This is a genomic window from Paradevosia shaoguanensis (genome assembly GCF_016801025.1).
Taxonomy (GTDB): Bacteria; Pseudomonadota; Alphaproteobacteria; order Rhizobiales; family Devosiaceae; genus Paradevosia; species Paradevosia shaoguanensis.
Window position 1 is genome coordinate 653,346 of the sequence record NZ_CP068983.1, and the last position, 19,348, is coordinate 672,693.

Genomic DNA, 19,348 nt, shown 5'->3' on the forward strand with positions numbered 1-19,348 from the left:
GGAAGCGCTGACGATTTGTGGGAGGAAGAATGGTGCCCAGAGCCGGAATCGAACCAGCGACACGCGGATTTTCAATCCGCTGCTCTACCAACTGAGCTATCTGGGCATCATTTTTTTGCGCTCCGGCGTGCCGAAGGCTGGCGGTTTATAGGCAATGAGATTTGGGCTGGCAAGGGCGAAAGCGACGATTTTTTGAACTCGTTGTGGGGAACGCGAACCGGCTCGCGCCATTGCGGTTTCCGGCGACGCGGCCTAGGTTCGGCTATCTAGTATGGCAGATTGGGAAAAGAGCATGCTCGGGGATTTGCAAGGCAAGCGCGCGCTGATCACGGGGTCGTCGACCGGCATCGGGGCAGCGTTGGCGCTAGAGATGGGCCGGCTCGGCATCAGCGTGGCAGTGCATGGGCACAAGAATGCCGAGGCGGCACGAGCCGTCGCCGACAAGATTGTGGCCGCGGGCGGAAGGGCCGTGGTGGTGACCGGCGATGTCAGCCATTCGGGCGAGGCCGAGCGGATCGTCGGGGAAGCGGTGGCGGGGCTCGGCGGGCTCGATGTGCTGGTCAATAATGCCGGCGGCATTCTCGAGCGGGTGACCAATGCGGCGTTCGACGAGGAGATGTTCACCAAGGTGTTCGATCTCAATGTCCGCTCGATCCTGGCGATGACGAAGGCGGCCTATCCGCACCTAAAAGCCTCGGGGAAGGCTTCGATCATCAATACGGGATCGATCGCGGGGCGGTTCGGCGGGTTCTCGGGGTCGACCGTCTATGCGGCGGCCAAGGCGGCGGTGCATTCGATCTCGCGCAATGCGGCACGGGAATTCGCGATGGATGGCATTCGGGTGAATACGGTGGCGCCGGGGTTCATCATCACGCCGTTCCATGACCGGACGCCCGAGGCGGTGCGGGAATCAGCGCGGGCGCAAATCCCGATGCAGCGGCTGGGGACGGCGGAGGATTGCGTGGGGGCGTATGTGTTTTTGGCGTCGGAGGCGATGAGCGGGTACATTACGGGGCAGATTATCGATGTGAATGGGGGGCAGTTGATGCCGTGAGGGGGATGGGGTTTACCCCCACCCCTATCCCCTCCCCGCAAGGGGGAGGGAGACGTGCTGGCACGATTCCGCGGTGAGCCAAGGCGGTTCGAGGTTGCGCAGATTTGGAGTTTCTGCACGTGCGAACCCCATCACCGTACTTTCCCGGCCGCAGAGCCGGGGCCCATGGATAGCTCCACTCGGGCGGAGGGGGGGGCAATAGGCCCCGGGTCTTCGCCCGGGGAAGATTGGGGTGGGGGAGGTTCTGTAGTGGAGCAGGTTCCGTGGGTGGGAAGGTGACGGAGAAACGGGGCCGTCTAGCCCTTACTCGTCATCGCCGTCATCCGGCGTTTTCCGCTCTTCGTCCCGTTCCTCGGGAATCGCGTAGGCGCCGGTCAGCCAGCGGTTGAGGTCGATATCGGCGCAGCGGGACGAGCAGAAGGGGTGGAAGGCCTGGACGGAGGGCTTTCCGCAAATGGGACAGGGGCGCACCGGGCGCAGGCGGGTGACTTTGGCGTCGGCCATGGCTGCCTCAGACGGAGGTCAGGCTCGACTGGTTGAGCCAGTTGAAGGTGACAGGATAGCCCTCGCCCTGCAGCAGGGCCACCGTTTCGTGGAGCGGCAGGCCGACCACGCTGGAATAGGAGCCGACCAGCTTGACGACGAAGGAGCCGGCGATGCCCTGGATGGCGTAGCCGCCGGCCTTGTCCTTCCATTCGGCGGAGGCGAGGTAGGCTTCCATCTCGCGGTTGGAGAGGCGCTTGAAGCGGATACGGGTTTCGACCAGCCGGCGCTTGGCCTGCCCGGAGGGCGTCAGGAGGCAGACGCCGGTGTAGACGCGATGCGCGCGGCCCGAGAGCAGGCGCAGGCAATCTGCGGCCTCTTCCATCATTTCGGCCTTGGGCAGCACGCGGCGACCGACCGCCACGACGGTATCGGCAGCCAGCACGAGCGCATTGCCGCCGATGCCGGCCTGACGCGCCTTCTGTTGCGCGGCAATGGCCTTGAGGTCTGCCAGGCGCGCTGCAAGCTTGCGCGGCAGTTCGCCCTTTTCAGGGGTCTCATCGACGTGTGCGGGAACCAGGTGCTCGGGCTCGATGCCGATCTGATTGAGAAGCGCGAGGCGCCGCGGCGAAGCGGAAGCCAGAATCAGTTCGGGGCGGCTGGCCAATCGCGAAACTCGTTACTTGAAGCGGTAGGTGATACGGCCCTTGGTCAGGTCATAGGGCGTCATTTCACACAATACCTTATCGCCCGCCAGAACGCGGATGCGATTCTTGCGCATGCGCCCAGCGGTGTGGGCGATGATTTCGTGGCCGTTCTCCAGCTTGACCCTGAAGGTCGCATTGGGAAGCAATTCGGTCACAACGCCCGGGAATTCGAGCACTTCTTCCTTTGCCATACTTTCTCCTGAAAACGCCCGGGAGGGGAGCTAAATCCCAGTCCCAGGCCGAAATTGCGCGCAACCTATAGGAATTCAGGCGCTTTGTGAACTAGAAGCCGAACGGCTCGCAACAAGCGGTTCGAGCCGCTCGCGAACCTTCTTCTGCAGGGTGTCGCGGAGCGTCCTGTAAGCGCTCAATACCGCCTCGCGGTTCCCTTCGACAAGGGTGGGATCGCTGACGGACCAATGCTCGAGCGCACCCATTTCGAGCCCGCGCTTGCGCACCGCCTCGTCGGCATCGGGCGAAAGCGTCACCACCAGATCGAAGCGATTGGCGACGAGTTCATCCATAGTGTGGGGAGTGTGGACCGACATATCCACCCCCACCTCTTCCATGACCTCGTGCACGAAGCCATCGGCCTTGCCCGATTGCACGCCGGCCGAGCGCGCAATGAGGCGGCCCGGGAAGTATTTACGCGCCAGCGCCGCGGCGATGGGCGAGCGCACCGAGTTCATCGAGCAGACGAAGAGCACGGTCGGCAATTCGCTGTCGCGTTCGTCGATGCGCTTGGCATAGGGCTGGACGGCGCAGATGAGCGTGAAGAGCCGCCGCGCGGTGTTGAGATCCATCTCGAGCTTGTTGTCGAGCCGCGTGCGGAGGAGTTCGGCCGCCTCGTTGTGGAGGCCGCGCCGCGCCATGTCGACCGTCTCGATCTGGAAGGGCGAGGCCGAGCGGATGGCTTCGTAATAGCTGTCGCGGATGCGGAAGTAATCGCGGATGAGGCGGCGGAAGGGGGTGAGCGAGAGATAGTGCGCGGCGATCGGCTCGAAGGTTTCGGGATCGCGCACGTCAAGCACGATGTAATTGGCGACGATCGAGACGTGCAGCGCATAGGGGCCCGTGGCTTTTACGCGCGCAGGGCGGAACTTGTTGTCCTCGACGAGGTCGTAGATGGCGATGCGCCACTCATGCACCTCGTCGGGATCGATCGAGGTGATGGTCGAGGGATCGAGCGTGACGGTGACGATCCGGTCGGTCGTGGCATCGAAGTCACGCAAGAAGCGCCGCCCTCCCCTACCGGTTGAGCCGGATGGAAACGCTGCGGCCGTGGGCATCGAGAGCCTCGGTCTCGGCCAGCGTTACGGCGGCGGGCGCGAGGATGGCCAGCGAGGACGGATCGCAGCCCAGGATCGAGGTGCGCTTGACGAAATCGAGCACGCCCAGACCCGAGGCGAAGCGCGCCGAGCGCGCCGTGGGCAGCACGTGGTTGGAGCCGCCGACATAGTCGCCGATGGCCTCGGGCGTGTGGTGGCCGAGGAAGATGGCGCCGGCATTGCGAATACGCGGCATCAGCGCCCTGGGATCATCCACCGCCAGTTCCACATGTTCGGAAGCGATGCGATTGGCCAGTTCGACCGCTTCATCGAGCGAAGCGACGGTGATGATGGCGCCGAATTCTTCCCAGCCCTCGCGCGTGAGTTTTTCACGCGGCAGCACGGCGAGCTGGCGGTCGACTTCCCTGGCTACGGCATCGGCGAGACGCGGATCGGTGGTGACGAGGATGGACTGTGCCCCTGCCCCGTGCTCGGCCTGCGCCAGCAGGTCCGCCGCAACCCAGGCCGGGTTGGCGGACGAATCCGCGATGACCAGCACTTCGGAGGGGCCGGCGATCATGTCGATGCCGACCTTGCCGAACACCTGGCGCTTGGCGGCGGCGACGTAGGCGTTGCCCGGCCCCATGATCTTGTCGACCGGGGCGATCGCCCTGGTGCCGTAGGCCAGCGCGGCGACGGCCTGGGCGCCGCCGACGCGATAGATCTCGGTGACGCCGGCGATTTTCGCGGCGGCGAGGATGGCGGCGTTGATCTCCCCGCGCGGGGTCGGAACCACCATGGCGATCCGCTCGACGCCCGCCACCTTGGCGGGCACGGCATTCATCAGCACCGAGGAAGGATAGGAGGCGAGGCCTCCGGGCACATAGATGCCCACCGCCTCGATCGCCGTCCAGCGGGTGCCGAGGGTCACGCCGATCTCGTCGGTATAGATATGATCGACCGGCTTCTGCTTTTCGTGGTGGGCCTTGATGCGGGCGTGGGCGGTTTCGAGCGCGGAGCGCACGTCCGGGGTGACCCGCGCAGCGGCTTCCTCGATTTCCGCCTCGGAGAACCGCAGCGTTTCGGCGGTGACGTTGGCCTTGTCGAACTTGTTGGTCAGCTCGACCAGGGCCTCGTCGCCGCGCGCACGCACATCGGCGATGATGCCGGCGACGGTATCGCCGACTTCCTGCGAGCTTTCGCGCTTGCCTTCGAGCAGCGCCTGGAAGCGGGCCGCAAAATCGGCGTCGCGGGTATCGAGGAACGAAGGCATGGGCGAGTTATCCGTTCAAAGGCTGTGCTGGGGCTGGGCCTTGGCGGCCCAGGCGGCACCGAGATCCTGCAGGCGCGCTTCGAGCACCTCGACTTCGAGGCGCACCGTGCCGCCGCCGGCAAAGGCCAGCTCCACGATGCCCGCGGGGGCATTGGTTTCGGTGAAGGTGATGGCGAGCAGTTCGAGGACGCCGTCGCGCGAATTGGTATCGATGCCCGCGCTCGAAGCCTTGAGCACGCGATCGAAATGCAGGGCCGCGCGCTTGCGCACGCCCTTGTTGCGCACGGTGCCCTCTTCCCAGTCATAGCGGTTCATGAGCATCGCGAAACGCTTGTCGGCCTGGGCATAACCCATATCGCCAACGCGCACGACCGCATCCTGGGTGTGGGCGGAGATTACCGCGAGATCATCGCTATCAAGCGCCAGCAGCTTGAGATCGGCCATGTCGTTCCTGATTCCGAAGGGTGGACGGGTAACGGTAATCTGGTGATTGGGGTTCGATCTACAAGAAGTTGGGGAGCGAGGCTAGGGCGTTGGGGGAAATGGGGGCGAGGTCGCTTCGGGGCGGCCCACCGAGCCAATGGGATTCGGCGTCAGTGCCGACTGCCTATAGGCTTAGGCAGAACATCGCTCAATATCTTAAGTGGGGTGGGTAGCGGACTGATAGCTATCGAAGAGTGACCAGAAAAAGCGGACGTTGAGATGACCATTGCCATGTCCTATTCTGGCCCAACTGGACATCGCTCATTTTGCTTCGATTGTGCAGTCGCTAGCTGTTCTCGCTTCAAAGCTCATTCGGAGCTTTTTTCTGCGGTTGACGGGTGCTCAAATTCAATCGTAGGTCTAACCGACATAGGCAGGCACCGCTCGGGAGGATGTATTGTGACTTATGTCGAAAGCCAAGCGGATGTTGGTAGCGAGGCGTCGTTAATTCGATCTTTTTCTATCGAAAATCTCTACGGTTACCGCACAGTATCGTTTGCTTCAGAATTTGCCGCTACCGTTATCATAGCCAAGAACGGATCGGGCAAGACCACCCTGATCGGTGCGATGAATGCCTTCCTCAGCCGCCAGTTCGGACGCCTTCGCGACCTGAAATTTGAGACCATAAGATGCTCTCTGCGGGGAATTGATGAAGAGATTGTCCTTAATAGCGACGAGTTGAACTCCTTTCTCAGCGCGGAAGCTTCGGACGTCATATATAGCAACGCTCGCAGATGGGAACTTGAGCCCCGCGTTCTGCTAACTTTTCTTCTTGACGATTTCGGCGCAATGCGGATCGAACGGCCTATTGATACTGACCACCCAGTGTTTGGACAAATCTATAGGGCCCAAGGCTATCGCACACATGATGCAATCGCCGCATGTGAGAAGGTTTACCAAGCGCTTCTCGATGATTTCCCCAAGATTGCTCAGATTGTGGCCACGCTGGACCAAGCATTAAAGGACGTGGAACTGGTTTACCTGCCTACCTATCGGAGGGTAGAACTGCCACTCGTCGATAAAGAGCCCGGCCACAGACGATCCAAACGCAAGCGCTTTTTCCCGGGGCATGGGCTTTTCACCGGGGATATCCAATTTGGCCTCTCTGATATCTCGGAACACCTTAGGGCTATAAATGAGGAGATTCTGTTTGAGTCGAACCGAGGTTATAGGACCATTAGCGCGAACATCATCAACGAGCTTATGGACGGGACGTTTGATAAATTTACCTACGGGGACGAACAACTCCCGAGTAAAGAAGAGTTGCAACTCTTCTTAAGCCGACTAAAGGACGGCCGAGAGGCCCGGATGTTCCCCCCCGTCTATGATATCTCTATACCAGATATCGCTAATCTAAGCGCTCAACAGAACAATCCTTCCAATAAATTTCTGATCTATTTCCTTTCTAAACTAGACAAAGTCATCTCCGTCACCAGAGAGAAGGAGCGAAAAGTTCAAGAGTTCGTCGATAGTTGTAATAAGTACCTTTCGTTGCGTGACTTGAGTACCAGTTTCCCGAATGATAGCCCCCCGGAAAACATTGAGCGCGCTATCGATAGTAAGGAGTTAAAGCTCAACCGTCGAAATCTCAGGCTTCATGTAGCAAGCGTTCCCTGGGGAAAAAAAATCCTGCTCGATGCTCTATCTTCAGGCGAGAAGCAGATGATTTCCCTATTTGCAAAGCTCTATCTCTATCCGAAGGAAAAAATCATCCTAGTCGATGAGCCGGAGCTTTCTCTTTCTATCGACTGGCAGCGCAATATTCTAGTTGATGTGCTGCGCAGCCCGTACTGTAAGCAAGTAATAGCGATTACGCATTCGCCGTTCGTCTTCGATAACGAGCTTGAACCTTATGCCAAGGCACTCAAGGTCAGGGTCGATGAACAGGCGCTTGCGCGCTTTGATGATGAATCCGAATTAGACGCCGATGCCGATTTGAGCGAGTAATCTATGGTGGGGGAGATTGACTCGGAAGTTGTGAAGCTCATCGAGGCACGGGGGCGGCCGGCTGTTTTGAAAGCCGCCCTGATAAACTGCCGATCGAAGCTGCCACACACAATCATATTCGCGTTCGAGGGACCGGACGACAAACTGGCCTTTTCGCAGTGGATTGCGCGCCTCCGGCCTGGCTTCGTCTATGAGCCCTTTACCTGCAAAGGGAAGAGGCAGGTTCTGCAACTACACAATAGCATAATAAAGGATAAGGCCGGGTTAGCGGATGGGGTCTATTTCTTCGTGGACCGCGACTTCGACGATTTGTTGGGGTTCGCACCGTCTGACCGGTTGTTCATGACGCAGGAGTATTCCATCGAAAATTCGGTGGTTCATCTGGGCACACTCGAAAATCTCTTGAAGAACGAATTCCATTGTGACAGCGCGCCCGAGCTACGGGAAGCTATTGTGATACTGTTCGCCAAGGTTTACTCGGACTTCCTCTCCGCCACGCAAGCACTTAATAACCGCCTTTTCTTGGCGAAGCAGCTCGGCTTGGATATGAGGAAATCAAATAAAATTAAGGACATTGCAAGAGTAGAACTGGAATCCGTTGCCCAATCCGATACGCCTTTCACAGAGGCAATCGAGCTTCCACGCGAACCTACAGACGCGGAAGTGGTGGCTCAAGCCGTCGCATTTGCTGCTCTCGCCCCGGCGACACGGTACCGCGGAAAGTGGGCGTTCCAATTCTTCCTTAAATGGCTCGAATGCCTTCATGCTGCACGAAAGGCTGGCTCGGATCTCTTCAAAGGCACAGATTTGTCTCAGTCGGTGAATATATCCGCAATTACGATTCAGACCTTGGCCTCCAAATCCGGATTGCCGGCGGGATTCGAGGACTTTCTCGCGACGGTGCCAGACGGAATCTAGGTCGCCGCGTTCGCGGAGAATTCGATCGCAAAGGACTCTTTTCTGCTGGTACCTCTATCTGCTGAAGCTGCCATGACTTGTGCCGATTCAAAGGTCTGCTTTTGGTGAAACGTTGGCGCCGCTGTTTAGACCGTAATGGGGTCGAAAACCGCCAAACGTCCAACGCCAGCAAACGCCGACAATGTCGTTCGTCTAAACTTATCCCCTCTCCCCCCACCCGTGAGATCATCCAAACATCCCTGCCTCACCGGGCGGACTGCAGAGCGACCAGCAGCGACAGGGACAGCCGGGCGTGCGGGGTTCGCTCCCTCGCATGGGTCCATGGGACGCCGCTCGAATCCGGGGCTCGACCAGCAAGCCTGCCGGAACGGAGCCGCGATGATCAGGTCCTCAAAATCCCGGCGCCCCGAGGCGAAGCGCGTCTCGTTTTTTGACTAACCCATTGAGGCGAACTTTCGCCTCGGGGCCCGCCCGACCAAAGCAAAACCGCGCGACCCGGAGGCCGCGCGGCGGAAAGTGCTGGCGAAGGGGAACCGATCGCGGCGGGCCGGTCAGCTCGCGAGGCGTTCGATCTCGGCGCCGCAGCGGGAGAGCTTTTCTTCCAGGCGCTCGAAGCCGCGGTCGAGGTGATAGACGCGGTTGACGATGGTTTCGCCGCGCGCGGCGAGGCCGGCGATGACGAGCGATACCGAGGCGCGCAGGTCCGTTGCCATCACCTGGGCGCCCTTGAGCTGGGGCTTGCCGTGAACCGTCGCCACCTGGCCGTCGACCGAGATGTCGGCGCCGAAGCGGGCGAGTTCGGCCACGTGCATATAGCGGTTCTCGAAGATGGTTTCGCGGATATGGGAGGTGCCGGTAGACATGGTCATGAGGGCCATGAACTGGGCCTGGAGATCCGTCGGGAAACCGGGGAACGGCTGGGTCTCGACATCGACGGGCTGGATGCCGTTGCCGTTGCGATAGACGCGGATGCCGTTCTCTTCGTTGGTGATGTGGACGCCCGAACCCGAGAGCGTATCGAGCGCGGCCTGGAGGTGTTCGGCGCGGGCGCCGCGCAGCAGCACGTTGCCACCGGCCATGGCGGTGGCCATGGCATAGGTGCCGGTCTCGATGCGGTCGGGCAGCACTTCGTGGGTGGCGCCATGGAGTTCGGAGACGCCCTCGATGACGAGGCGCTCGGTGCCGATGCCGGAAATCCTGGCGCCCATGGCGACAAGGCATTCGGCGACGTTGCCGATCTCGGGCTCGCGGGCGGCGTTCTCGATGATGGTGGTGCCCTTGGCGAGGGTGGCGGCCATCAGGATGGTGTGGGTGGCGCCGACCGAGACCTTCGGGAAGGTAATGGTGGTGCCCACGAGGCCGCCCTTGGGCGCCTTGGCGACGACATAGCCTTCATCGATGTCGATGTCGGCGCCCAGCGCCTTGAGGCCGTAAAGGAAGAGATCGACCGGGCGGGTGCCGATGGCGCAGCCGCCGGGGAGCGAGACGCGGGCATTGTGCTCGCGAGCCAGCAGCGGCCCGATGACCCAGAAGCTGGCGCGCATCTTGGAGACGAGATCGTAAGGCGCGGTGGTGTCGACGATGTCCTTGGCGTGGAAGGTCATGCGCTGACCACCACCCTCGGCTTCGCCGCGGCGGCGGCCGTGGACGGCGATATCCACGCCGTGATTCTCGAGGATACGCTCGAGCTGCTTGACGTCGGCCAGGCGCGGCACGTTTTCGAGGACCAGCGGCTCGTGCGTGAGCAGCGAGGAGATCATCAGAGGCAATGCGGCGTTCTTGGCACCGGAGATGAGGATTTCCCCATTCAGCTCGTTGCCGCCCACCAAACGAATGCGATCCATGTCGATTTCCCAAAAAGCCCGAATCGGAAACGAATCCGGGCGCAGGCAAAGCCTGCAAAATTGAAGCGCGTTAGGTATCCGAACCGGTATCGGCGTTCAAGGCGAAGCGCAGGCTTCCCCGATCACACTTTGCCCGATTCCTCCGGTTTCTGGCCGGTGGGCAAGGAGGCGAGTCGTTCGCCAGCTTCATCGCGTGCCCTCAACTGCCCCTTGCGGCGCTTGAGGTTTTCCCGAAGCTTTGCGGCTAATCTTTGCTCGCGAGCCTTGGCGGAATCGGATTTTGACATCGTAAGGGTAAACGAACCGGAAGAACTGAACCTTGTGATAGGCGTTTTTTGGCCTTGCGTCGAGAAAAGGCCTATGGCACTAGAGCGCCGTTCGCTTCGGGGGCTTGAAACTTCTCCCCGCGACGCTGTGGTAGCTCAGTGGTAGAGCACTCCCTTGGTAAGGGAGAGGTCGAGAGTTCAATCCTCTCTCACAGCACCATCCCCTCCCCTCTTCGAATTTGCTGTTACGGCGCGAAGGCTGCCTCTATGGCGCCCGCGGATCGCGACGTGAGCACGCAGTGATGGCGCTCGGCCGTGGCTTTCACGACCAGCTCGAAGCTGTCGGGAATTGCCGTGGGCAGCGAGAGGGTGATTTCGGCGCCGTTGTCCCAGAGCGCCCTGATCGTGCAATCGAAAGCGGCGCGGCCGTGGTCGAAGACGATCTGGCCGGCCTTGAGGACGCGGCGAGGGTTGACCTTTTCGGTGGCGCCGGGAGTGCCGGCGCGGCAAACCCGGTCGCGCCCGGTGCGCTTTGCTTCGTAGAGGGCCTGGTCGGCGCGGTTGAGGAGGCTGACGATATCGTCGCCGGGCGACAGTGCCGCGACGCCAAAGGAAGCGCTGACCTGGATCGGTGGATTACTGCCCGAAAAGCGCAGGCCCTTGACCACGTGACGTAGCTTCTCGGCGACCTGCGCGGCCGTCGCCAGCTCGGTCTGCGGCAGCAGGACGGCGAATTCCTCGCCACCCATGCGGCCGACGAAATCGCTCTGGCGCAGTTCGGAGCGCATGGCCTGGGCGATGCCGGCCAGAACCTGATCGCCGGCGGCGTGGCCGTAGGTATCGTTGACGCGCTTGAAGTGATCGACATCGAGGGCGATGCAGCTGAGGGGCGTGCGGTGCCGGGTCGCCAGCGCCAGGAACTTGCTGGCCTCCTCCTTGAACGCCCTGCGGCTGCCCGCGCCGGTCAGAAGATCGGTCGAGGCTTCCTGGCGCAATTCGAGCTCGCGCATGACGATGGCTGCCAGGTGGCCAAGTATGGCCGTTTCACGCTCGCCGAACGGGCGCAGCCGCTTGTCGATCGCGCAGATGGTGCCGATGACCTGCCCGGTGGCCGTCATGATCGGCGCACCGGCATAAAAGCGGATATAGGGTTCGCCCGTCACATGAGGATTGTCGGCAAAGCGCGGGTCCAGCGTGGCGTCGGGCACGATCACGGGTTGGGCGAGTTGAAGCGTGTAGCGGCAGAAGGTGCCGTCGAGCGGGACTTCGTTGTTCGGCAGGCCGATGACGGATTTATACCATTGCCGGTGCGCATCGATCATCGACACGATGCCGATCTCGACATCGAAGATGAGCTTGATCAGCTCGGAAATGCGATCGAACGCCGCCTCGCGCGGCGTATCCAGAATATCGAGGCTTTCCAGGGCCGCCAGTCGCACCGGCTCCGCAACCGCCTGTTCGAAATCGTCGCGCATGGGCCTCATCAGCGCTCCTCGTCAACGTTGTCAGTGGTTGAGTTGGGGCGGTCTGGGATGAAGATGCGGTTAATCGAAGGCACGCAGGATCACGCCTGTTTCGTATCCCTGGCTGCCGGCTTGCGCGTGGTGCGGCGGGGTTGAGGCTTGGGGCGAACCTGGACATCGCGTTGCGGGAACGGGATTTCGATGCCGGCGCGGCGCAGGTCGCGGAAGATGTCGAAGAAGAGATCGGAGCGGATGAGGGCGCCGCTCGTGACGTCGCCGACGAAGCAGCGCAGCTCGAAATTCAGGGCGTATTCGCCGATGCCCATGAACATGACGAGCGGAGCGGGCTGGGCGAGGACGCCGTTGTGGTCGCGGGCCGCGGCGAGGAGCAGGTCGCGAACGCGGTCGAGGTCGGAATCGAAGCCCACGCCTACCGGCACGATGATGCGGCCGGACTTGGACGAGAGCATCATGTTCTTGACGACGCCGGTGATGAGTTCGGAGTTCGGGACGATAACGTCGTGGCGATCGAAGGTCTCGATGCGGGTCGAGCGCACGGCGATCTTGCGGACGATGCCGGTCTGGCCGGCCACCTCGATCCAGTCGCCTTCCTTCACCGGGCGCTCGACGAGAAGAATGATGCCCGAGACGAAGTTGGACACTACGGCCTGAAGGCCGAAACCGATGCCGACCGAGAGGGCACCGGCGACGATGGCGAGGTTGGAGAGGTTGAGACCCGCCAGCGACACGGCCAGGAGCGCGGCAGCGGTGACGCCCAGATAGCCGACGCCGGTGACGACGGCATTGCGCCCGCCCGTATCCATGCGGGTCTTGGGCAGAACCGAGATTTCGAGGAAGCTCTGCAGCCAGCGGGTGAGGAAGAGGCCGATGGCGAAGACCATGATCAGCACGATCAGGGCGTTGGCCGAGAGGCGCACGCCGCCAAGGTCGACGCCTTCGCTGGCGAGTATCCAGGCTTCGCTGAGATCCGTGGTTCGCGCGCCCCAGACCATGGCGTAGAGCGGCAGGGAGATCAGGAACACGGCGATGCCGACGATAACGGGTACGAGGCCGGAAAGGCTGGTATTCTTGGACTTGCGGATGCCCATGAAGCCGTGGATGGCGGCGACGATGATGGCCTGGAGCATGAGCGAGATGACGACGAGCCCGAGCGACAGGATCATCGGGAAGAGCGCTTGCTGGGCAAGCTGGGTGTAGCCGACGAGCGAGGCAACGATGGCGGCGACCACCGAGAGCTGCATCAGGCGGGCGATGGCGTTGAGCACGCTCTGGCTGAGGAGGCCATCACGGGCCGGCACTTCCTCGGCCTGATCCTTGGCAAGGAGCAGGACCTTGGCGAGGTTCCAGAGAAAGAAGCTGCCCATGAGCACGACGATGGCGGCAAAGACCGAGAGTGCTTCCGGGGTGAAGCGGAAAGCCTGCTTGGCGGCCTCGACTACGGCACCGGCGACCAGCGTCCAGCCCAGGCCATCGCAATAGCGGCGGCCGGCGCGGGCGGTTTCATCGCTGACAGTCACGAAGCGAAGCGCAGGTGCGCTCGGCGCAAAGGCGACGGTGCCGAGCCAATGGGCGCCGATGACGGCGAAAGGCGTGAGGATCAGTACGGCGCCGACCGTATCTTCGGCCATAGTGCCGATGCCGAGGGCGAAAAGGCCGCCGACGATGAGGTAGCCGCCGATGGCCGGAACCACGAAGCGCGCCGCGTAGCTGGCGCCGATAAGGGCGGCGCGGCGGGCTTTGTGGGGCGTGTCGATGAGCGTGGTCTCGAAACGCCGGAGCATGCCGCGATAGCCAACGACGAGGATGAAGGTGCCGCCGGCAATGAGGAGAATTGCGCGGAACAGTCGTTGCACCAGCTGGTCGACGGGGCCGGTAAAGGCCTGACCCGTCGTCCAGGTGGCGACCTTGAGCATTTCCAGCCCTTCCGTGGCGGCCGCCACCCAGGCGGTGGGCAGGAGCGGAGACGGGCCGCCCGAGAGCAGCTGGGTATTGTTGAGCCCGCGGATGCGGTGATCGAGTTCCTTGATGAGCGTATCGGCGCGACGGAAGGCCATTTCGGCCTGTACGACCGGAACATCGGCCTTGGCGAGGGCAAGGCTGAGTTCTTCGCGCTGCTTGCGCAGGGGCTCGGGCTCGCTTGCCGGATCGTCAGGCGCAGGGCCAAGCACTTCGAGCTGGGCGCGCAGGGCTCGCGCCTCGACGCTGCCGGTTTCGACGATGGTACGAGCCTGGGACCGGTCGATGGCGATACGGGCGCGGACGGCGTCCAGCTCGGCATCGGTGGCGGCGGGATTATTGAGCACGCGCTCGGCTTCGAGCGCGGTCTGGCCCCAGGCCTCGACGCCAACGCCCGACTGCTGGGCATCCTGCGCCTGAACGGCGAAGGAAAGCAGCACGAGGCCGATAACGGCGAGAAACGGTCCGAGGGCCTTGCCCAGAAACATGCAGTCCTCCTTGGGACAGGCGTCCGCGGCCGAAGGGCCGGTCGCGGCGAACAAGTTCGCGAATCCGCCCTGATCAGACCGGAATCCGGCTTGCGGCGCAACGGCGGCGCACGGATCGGATCGTGCAAAAGCGCTGCAACTCGTTCACGGATAGGGAGGTGTTTGGGGCTAGAAGGCGGGCAACGGAGAGACCGATGACGCTCGACTTCCTCACACTTTACATCGTGATCCTGCTCAATTCGCTGACCGTATCGGTGATCTGGGCGGCGATTGCGGCATCCTACCGGAGCCTGGAAGCCGCGCGGTATTGGCTGGCGAGTTGCCTCATCATCGTGGTGGGCGGTGCGGTATTGGCCATCCAGGGCAATGCCGGAGCCCTGGGGCCGGCAGTGGTCGGCAACGGCATCGTTATCTTCGGCTTCTTCCAGATGTGGATCGGCGTGCGCCGCTTCTTCGGGCTTGCTTCGGGGCAGCGCATCGCCATAGCGCTGACGGCGGCGAGCGTCGTCTGCATGCTGATCTTTGCGGGCAATGACCGGGCGCGCAGCATCGTCTATGCGGCGTCCCAGGCTGTGCCGATGGCATTGGGTATCGCCGCGCTCCTCCGACAGCGGCCTTATGCGAGCGGGCGGTACATTGCCGCCTTCGCCATGGCGGTGGGGATTGCCGGGCACGCGACGACGTCGATTTCGAACGTCATGGTGATGACGGGGCATATGGAATTCGAGGCGTTCTATCGGCTGGCCTCGTTCACGCTGCTGTGCACGATCTTCAGCGCCGTGGTCTGGAATTTCGGCTTCGCCGTGATGACCATCGAGCGGCTGCGCGGGGAGGTGGCGGCATTGGCCGAGCATGACGAGCTGACGGGGCTGCCCAACCGGCGCAAGTTCAACGACCGGATGGAGCAGGAAGATTCTCGAGCACGGCGCTCCGGGCATGGCTATTCTCTGCTCGTCATCGACGTCGACAAGTTCAAGGGCATCAACGATGGCTTCGGGCATGTGGCGGGCGACCGGGCGCTGACCCATGCGGCAACAATCCTGGCTTCTGCGCTGCGCAAGGACGACATGCTGGCGCGGCTGGGCGGAGACGAGTTCTGCCTGCTGCTGCCCGAGACCAATGCCGAGCAGGCGCTCGAAGTAGGTCGCAAACTGGCCGACACGTTGCGGCAGAACCCGTTGCAGTGGAAGGGGCAGCGCATCGCCATCACGCTCAGTATCGGAGTGGCCGAATGGTCGGCCGAGCACGGCAATTCGTTCGAGGCACTGATGACGCAGGCCGATGCGGCGCTCTATCGGGTCAAGGACGGTGGGCGTGACGGGATTGCGGCCTCGCAGGCCCGGCCGCGGCTGTCGCTGGCCAAGGGCTAGTTTCGGAGCCCCGAAGGCGACGTGGGGGGCACTCCTGCCACCTCCAGGGCTCCGATCCACGCCGCCGACAAACGACGAAAGTGGTCGCCGGACCGGATGGCTTACGCGGAGAGCCAGGCCGTCCTGTCCATGCGAGCCCGCGATTCATAGCGCCTCCGCGCCGCCCGATCTTGGGTCCGGCCTTGGGGGTATGCGCCACTATTGCAGGTGGCGCTGCCGGCGCATGTCGGACGGGGTCATGCCGAAGCGGCGGCGGAAGACCTGGTTGAACCAGGAAATGTCGCCAAACCCGACCTCGAGGGCGAGCGAAGCGATGTTGCGGTTGTCGAACCGCGCATCGGAAAGCAGGCGGCGCACGTAATCGAGCCGGGTGTTGAGAAGGTGATCGGTAAAGCTCGTGCCGGTGTCATAGAACAGGGCGCGGATATAGCTCTCGCCGATCCCCTGGCGGCGGGCCAGCCAATCGATCGAGAGGTCGGGATTGCCGATATTGGCGGCGATGTCCGCCTTGATCGCCTTGAGACGTGCGGCGCGCAGGCCGCCCTTGGTGGCGATCTCCGCGCTATCGCCGCCGGTGCCGAGGGCGAGGCAGGCAAGATCGATGACGTGGCTGGCGAAGGTCGCTGCATCGGCCGCCGAGATGGTGCGCTCGTCGGTCAGAAGCGTGCTGACATAGGCTTCGAGGAGGCGCGAGGCGGTGCTGGGTGCGGCGCTGCGCCCGATGAGGGTATCGAAGTGGGCCAGCCGGGGGACGATCTGCACATGCGGAATGGCGAGGCTGAGGATGGTGCTTTCCTGCGCCACGAGCGCCGTCGATGGCCTGTCGCGACGTACGACGTTAACGTAGCCCGCCTGCACTTCCGCGCCGCCGCTTTCATCGAGCGAACCGGTGCCGCGCGTGGCGATGCCGATATAGACCATGCCGTTCTCGTCGGGCGCATGATAGGCGCGGACCGGAGAGGTGGTGATGGCCGCCAGATGGATGCCGCCGAGTTCGCGGGCGCTCATATCGACCCTGATCGGATCTTCCTTGGGAAAGTCGAGCTGGCCCCTGACATGGGCGCCATAGACATATTCGGCTGCGTCGCGCCGCTGGCGCTCGGGAACGCTGTTGGTCGAAAACCGGAGCACCGTCATGCGGCAACGCCCTTAATGGTGGATCGATCCGTCTGTTCAATAGGTTGGCACTGCGCGAGAACGGCGTCCAGTTCACAATTGTGACTTGCAGGGGAGCGCGTGGCGCACCATGTTCGATAGTGTTCACTGCTGGGAATTTCGACATGCGCACGCTGGTTCTAGCCACCCTCTTCGGGCTCCTGGCGACGGGAGCATCCCAGGCCTATTGCGCCAACCTTCCCGACGGCGCTGCGTCGAACTACGTCAATAACGGCGCGCAGCGCTCGACCTGCCTGCAGCAGGAGCTGTCCGACAACATGGCTTTGCGCCAGCAGATCCAGTCGCAGACCGACGCCGCCATGGCGCGGATCGAGATGGACATGAAGCTCCAGCAGATGCAGCAGCAGATGCGCGACGCCCAGCGGAGCCTGAGCAACCCGTAATTTATCCCAAGTTGCATCCGAACGCACATTGCTCTTGCCTAGACCCATAGGCGGGAGGCGAGGATGCATGAGGACGCCTGGGACCTGAGGGGCCTCGAGGGCGCAATTCGCCGGCAATGGCGAGCGGTGGCGCTTGCGGTAGCGGCTGGGCTGGCTTTGGCTTCGGCCGCGCTGCTGGTGATGCCGGTTTCCTATTCGGCGACCGCCCTGCTCTATTTCGATCCATCACCGCGAGGCGTTCTTGAGGATGGTCGGCCGGGCGCGGGCGACGGAGCGCGAGTAGATAGCGCGGTGGACCTGATTGCGTCCGAGCCGGTGCTGGCTTCCGCGGCGCGAGCGCTTGGGCTTGCGGGAGAACAGGCACCCGACTGGCTCGGGAGCCGGGTCAAGGTGCAGCGGGAGGGGCCGACGTACCTCGTTTCCGTGCGGGCCAACGCGCCCTCGCCGTTAGAGGCGGCGTCGTATGCCAATGCCGTGGCAAACAGCTTCATCCACGAGGAAGTGGCGGCGAAAATCGATGGCGTGCTGGCCGATGTGGCGGCGCTGCGTGCGCAGGTGACCGTAGCCGGAGAGGCCGTTCGGGCGGCGCAGCAAGCGCTGGCCTTGCGATCAGGGTTCGAGGAGCGGCAAGCGCTGGCGTCCGCGCAATCGCACTACCGGATGTTGCTCGACCGGCTGACGAGGCTGGAGGCCGAGGCGTTTCTGCAGGTGCCCTCGGCGCGGATAGCGGCCGCGGCGAGCCCGCCTGTGGCGCCGTCGTCGCCGAAGGTTGGGTTGACGCTGGCGCTGGCGGGCGGGCTGGCGATGATCTTCGGGCTGCTGCTGGCCTTTGCGCGCGAACGGATCACGCCGGGATTTGTCGATGCGGAAGAGGCTGGGCGGCGGCTGGGGCTGGAGCCGATCCTCACCATACCGCGCCAGAAATTGCAGCGCGGACGGGATGGCGAATTGTGGCTCACGCCGGCCGACCAGTTGGCGCAGGCGCCGCTGGCCGAGTTCCCGGAGGCGGTGCGGCGGCTGCGGATCAGCGTCGACCAGGCGTTGCAGCGCAAGAGCGTCGCCCACCGCGGCGCGGTCGTGATGGTATCTTCGGCTACTGGCGGGGAAGGCAAGACCACGCTGGCGCTGGCATTGGCGCGGTCCTATGGGCTTGCCGGGCATTCGGTGCTGCTCATCGATTGCGACCTGCGCAATCCTTCGATCCATCGCTATCTCGGGCTGGAGCCGTCGCGGGGCCTGCTTGAATATCTCGCCGAACCGGCCGAGCCGCGCCAGTTGAAGGCCATGATGGCCGAGGACGATGTCAGCGGGGTGCGGATCGCGCTCGGGGGTCTCGGTGCGCAGGACGCGACGGACGAGCTTGTGGCGGGCTCTGAATTCGCCCGCCTCATCGCAGCGGCAGTGCAGAGCTTCGAGTTCGTCATCATCGACAGCCCGCCGCTCGGGAGCGTGGTCGACGGGCTGCACCTGGCGCGGCTAGCCGATGTCGTGACCTTCGTGATGCGCTATCGCTCGGTGCCGCGCAATGCGGCGGCGCAGGCGCTCGCCGCCCTGGCGCGCACGCGGCGGGAGCAATCGGAACTGGTTGGCGTGCTCAATCTCGGCCCTGCCCCGATAGGGTCCAAGGCCTATCGGGCGGCGACCTACATGCCCAAGTTATCCCCTTCGCTTCGGCAGGCCTCACACTGGCACTAGTCGAAGGACGAGGAGACAAGATGCTTGATCGTTACAAGAACCGCGCCGAGAACCTCGAGAGTCCGGCCGGTCATGGCTTTGCCATCACCCCGCACGACACGAACGCGCTGCCCGAGGCGACCCGCGCGGTTTTCGTCGGCAGCGACGGCGACTTGCGGGTCGAATTCATCTCCGGCGCCACGGTGACGCTCGCCGGAATACAGGGGGGCACGTTGCTGCCGATCAGGGTTGCCAAGGTGCTGGCGACGGAAACCAGCGCAGGGCAGATCGTGGGGCTGGTCTAGCGCGGGGTTCAGTCGGGATTGCTGTCGTTCGTTGATTTGCGTCATTCGCCGGGAGGCACGATCCATGGGCCCCGGCTCTTCGGCCGGGGAAGTATAGTGGTGGGGCGAGATGGAGCGCGAGATGGGGTGGAGCGATTGGCATGGAGTGGCGGCGCGGTAGCAGCAATTTATGCGATCCAACCCGATTTCGGGTGTGTCCATGAGGGCACACCCTCCCCGGCTGATGGAAATGTGATCGGCGTCTAACGCGCTCGTTAACCATTATCGGA

At 63.0% G+C, this 19,348-nt stretch carries 17 protein-coding genes and 2 tRNA genes; 8 read left to right on the forward strand and 11 right to left on the reverse strand.

The window, feature by feature from the left end; genetic code table 11:
• Positions 1–30: 30 nt before the first annotated feature.
• Positions 31–106 (reverse strand) — tRNA-Phe (locus JNE37_RS03065).
• A 186-nt stretch (positions 107–292) separates the two neighbouring features.
• On the opposite strand from JNE37_RS03065, the gene JNE37_RS03070 reads away from it, so the two are divergent.
• On the forward strand, positions 293–1,054 hold the full coding sequence (locus tag JNE37_RS03070) for an SDR family NAD(P)-dependent oxidoreductase (RefSeq protein WP_379125346.1): 762 nt from the start codon (positions 293–295) through the stop codon (positions 1,052–1,054).
• 303 nt (positions 1,055–1,357) lie between these two features.
• On the opposite strand, the gene yacG is transcribed toward JNE37_RS03070, so the two are convergent.
• The 6 genes from yacG to JNE37_RS03100 form a co-directional block, all read right to left on the reverse strand.
• Positions 1,358–1,558 (reverse strand): DNA gyrase inhibitor YacG, encoded by a 201-nt coding sequence (gene yacG / locus JNE37_RS03075; protein WP_035089772.1) that lies wholly within the window; start codon positions 1,556–1,558, stop codon positions 1,358–1,360.
• Positions 1,559–1,565: 7 nt separating this feature from the next.
• A complete protein-coding gene (locus tag JNE37_RS03080) occupies positions 1,566–2,204 on the reverse strand; it encodes a Maf-like protein (protein ID WP_035036843.1) in 639 nt (212 codons plus the stop codon).
• 12 nt (positions 2,205–2,216) lie between these two features.
• Complete coding sequence (infA, locus tag JNE37_RS03085) at positions 2,217–2,435, reverse strand: translation initiation factor IF-1 (RefSeq protein WP_035036841.1); 219 nt, start codon at positions 2,433–2,435, stop codon at positions 2,217–2,219.
• Positions 2,436–2,510: 75 nt separating this feature from the next.
• Complete coding sequence (locus JNE37_RS22820; RefSeq protein WP_182398125.1) at positions 2,511–3,476, reverse strand: UPF0262 family protein; 966 nt, start codon at positions 3,474–3,476, stop codon at positions 2,511–2,513.
• Positions 3,477–3,492: 16 nt separating this feature from the next.
• Positions 3,493–4,785: a histidinol dehydrogenase gene (gene hisD / locus JNE37_RS03095; protein ID WP_203065270.1), complete on the reverse strand. Its 1,293-nt coding sequence runs from the start codon at positions 4,783–4,785 to the stop codon at positions 3,493–3,495.
• Between the two features lie 15 nt (positions 4,786–4,800).
• Positions 4,801–5,229 (reverse strand): DUF2948 family protein, encoded by a 429-nt coding sequence (locus JNE37_RS03100; RefSeq protein ID WP_035089776.1) that lies wholly within the window; start codon positions 5,227–5,229, stop codon positions 4,801–4,803.
• 438 nt (positions 5,230–5,667) lie between these two features.
• On the opposite strand from JNE37_RS03100, the gene JNE37_RS03105 reads away from it, so the two are divergent.
• Both JNE37_RS03105 and JNE37_RS03110 read left to right on the forward strand, forming a co-directional pair.
• Complete coding sequence (locus JNE37_RS03105; protein WP_203065271.1) at positions 5,668–7,215, forward strand: AAA family ATPase; 1,548 nt, start codon at positions 5,668–5,670, stop codon at positions 7,213–7,215.
• Positions 7,216–7,218: 3 nt separating this feature from the next.
• Positions 7,219–8,133, forward strand: a complete 915-nt coding sequence (locus JNE37_RS03110; RefSeq protein ID WP_203065272.1) for a DUF4435 domain-containing protein — start codon at positions 7,219–7,221, stop codon at positions 8,131–8,133.
• A gap of 551 nt (positions 8,134–8,684) precedes the next feature.
• Here the strand turns inward: JNE37_RS03110 and murA are convergent.
• Positions 8,685–9,977 carry a UDP-N-acetylglucosamine 1-carboxyvinyltransferase gene (gene murA / locus JNE37_RS03115; protein WP_203065273.1) on the reverse strand — a complete coding sequence of 431 codons (1,293 nt, stop codon included), beginning with the start codon at positions 9,975–9,977 and terminating at the stop codon, positions 8,685–8,687.
• Positions 9,978–10,388: 411 nt separating this feature from the next.
• Between murA and JNE37_RS03120 the strand changes: the two genes are divergently transcribed.
• Positions 10,389–10,463: transfer RNA gene (locus JNE37_RS03120), tRNA-Thr, on the forward strand.
• 25 nt (positions 10,464–10,488) lie between these two features.
• Here the strand turns inward: JNE37_RS03120 and JNE37_RS03125 are convergent.
• Together JNE37_RS03125 and JNE37_RS03130 are read right to left on the reverse strand one after the other, a co-directional pair.
• On the reverse strand, positions 10,489–11,718 hold the full coding sequence (locus JNE37_RS03125; protein WP_203065274.1) for a GGDEF domain-containing protein: 1,230 nt from the start codon (positions 11,716–11,718) through the stop codon (positions 10,489–10,491).
• An 89-nt stretch (positions 11,719–11,807) separates the two neighbouring features.
• A complete protein-coding gene (locus JNE37_RS03130; RefSeq protein ID WP_203065275.1) occupies positions 11,808–14,171 on the reverse strand; it encodes a DUF3772 domain-containing protein in 2,364 nt (787 codons plus the stop codon).
• A 194-nt stretch (positions 14,172–14,365) separates the two neighbouring features.
• Here JNE37_RS03130 and JNE37_RS03135 point away from each other — a divergent pair, with 194 nt between their 5' ends.
• Positions 14,366–15,541 carry a GGDEF domain-containing protein gene (locus tag JNE37_RS03135; protein ID WP_203065276.1) on the forward strand — a complete coding sequence of 392 codons (1,176 nt, stop codon included), beginning with the start codon at positions 14,366–14,368 and terminating at the stop codon, positions 15,539–15,541.
• Positions 15,542–15,739: 198 nt separating this feature from the next.
• Here JNE37_RS03135 and JNE37_RS03140 read toward each other — a convergent pair whose 3' ends face one another.
• Positions 15,740–16,678 (reverse strand): AraC family transcriptional regulator, encoded by a 939-nt coding sequence (locus JNE37_RS03140; RefSeq protein WP_203065277.1) that lies wholly within the window; start codon positions 16,676–16,678, stop codon positions 15,740–15,742.
• Positions 16,679–16,821: 143 nt separating this feature from the next.
• Here JNE37_RS03140 and JNE37_RS03145 point away from each other — a divergent pair, with 143 nt between their 5' ends.
• The 3 genes from JNE37_RS03145 to JNE37_RS03155 all read left to right on the forward strand — a co-directional run bounded on the left by JNE37_RS03145 (position 16,822) and on the right by JNE37_RS03155 (position 19,079).
• Complete coding sequence (locus tag JNE37_RS03145; protein WP_203065278.1) at positions 16,822–17,100, forward strand: hypothetical protein; 279 nt, start codon at positions 16,822–16,824, stop codon at positions 17,098–17,100.
• A 63-nt stretch (positions 17,101–17,163) separates the two neighbouring features.
• Positions 17,164–18,795 (forward strand): tyrosine-protein kinase domain-containing protein, encoded by a 1,632-nt coding sequence (locus tag JNE37_RS03150; protein ID WP_203065279.1) that lies wholly within the window; start codon positions 17,164–17,166, stop codon positions 18,793–18,795.
• Between the two features lie 20 nt (positions 18,796–18,815).
• On the forward strand, positions 18,816–19,079 hold the full coding sequence (locus JNE37_RS03155; RefSeq protein WP_035089802.1) for a spike base protein, RCAP_Rcc01079 family: 264 nt from the start codon (positions 18,816–18,818) through the stop codon (positions 19,077–19,079).
• The last annotated feature ends 269 nt before the right edge of the window (positions 19,080–19,348 follow it).